The following is a 1243-nucleotide window of genomic DNA, read 5'->3' on the forward strand; positions in this document are numbered from 1 at the left end:
CGGCCACTGGCCGTCGTGGGCCGCGACCCCCGGGCGTCGGGGGAGATGCTGGAGGCGGCGCTCGCCGCGGGTCTGGCCAGCCAGGGGGTGGACGTGCTGTGCGTCGGGGAACTCCCGACCCCGGCCGTCGCCCATCTGACGGCCTGGCACGGTGCGGCGCTCGGGGCGGTCATCTCGGCCTCGCACAACGCGATGCCCGACAACGGCATCAAATTCTTCGCCGCCGGCGGGCACAAGCTAGGTGACCACCTGGAGGACCGCATCGAGGATGCGCTCGCCGAGGGGAGGATCACCGGACCCACCGGGGCGGAGGTCGGCCGGATCTCACGTGCGCCGTCGGAGGACGCCCTGGACGGATACGTCCGGCACCTGCTCGACGCGACGCCGGGACGGCTGGACGGCCTCCGGGTGGTGGTCGACTGCGCCAACGGGGCGGCGAGTGTGGCGGCGCCGCGCGCCTACCGTGATGCGGGGGCGACCGTGATCGAGCTCCACTCCAGCCCCGACGGGTACAACATCAACGACGGGTGCGGCTCCACACACCTGGACGACGTGCGCGCGGCCGTCCTCGAGCACGGCGCGGATCTCGGCCTCGCGCACGACGGCGACGCGGATCGTTGCCTGGCCGTGGACGCCTCCGGTGAGGTCGTCGACGGTGACCGGATCATGGCGATCCTCGCGCTGGCGATGCGGGACGCCGGAGAACTCGTGGAGAACACCCTCGTGGCGACGGTCATGAGCAACCTCGGCCTCAAGGTGGCGATGCAGGCCGCAGGGATCCACGTCACCGAGACCAAGGTGGGGGACCGCTACGTTCTGGAACGCCTTCGTGAGGGTGGGTACAGCCTGGGCGGCGAGCAGTCCGGTCACCTCGTCCTCCCCGCCCACGCGACCACCGGCGACGGGGTTCTCACCGGCCTTCGCATCATGGCCCGTATGGCGGAGACCGGTAGCTCCCTGGCCCAGCTCGCCGGAGTGATGACCGTGCTCCCGCAGATCCTGATCAACGTGCCGGTGGAGAACAAGGCCGCTGTCGTGTCGTCCGCGCTGGTGGGTGACGCTGTGGCCGAGGAAGAGGCACGACTGGGGGCGACGGGCAGGGTACTGCTGCGCCCGTCGGGCACCGAGCAACTGGTCCGCGTCATGGTGGAAGCGGAGGACGCGCACTGCGCCCGCAGGGTGGCCGAGAGGTTGGCGGGACTCGTCACCACCGTCTGACGAGGCCCCGGGACCCCGGCGGCCC

1 protein-coding gene is annotated in these 1243 nt (G+C 71.7%); it reads left to right on the forward strand.

Going from position 1 to position 1243, the window contains the following annotated elements:
• Positions 1 to 1218, forward strand: a 1218-nt coding sequence (gene glmM / locus G6026_RS14390) for a phosphoglucosamine mutase (RefSeq protein ID WP_182613581.1), incomplete at its 5' end; no start/stop codon positions are given.
• Between the last annotated feature and the right edge of the window lie 25 nt (positions 1219 to 1243).

This window comes from Dietzia sp. DQ11-38-2 (assembly GCF_014145055.1).
Classification (GTDB): domain Bacteria; phylum Actinomycetota; class Actinomycetes; order Mycobacteriales; family Mycobacteriaceae; genus Dietzia.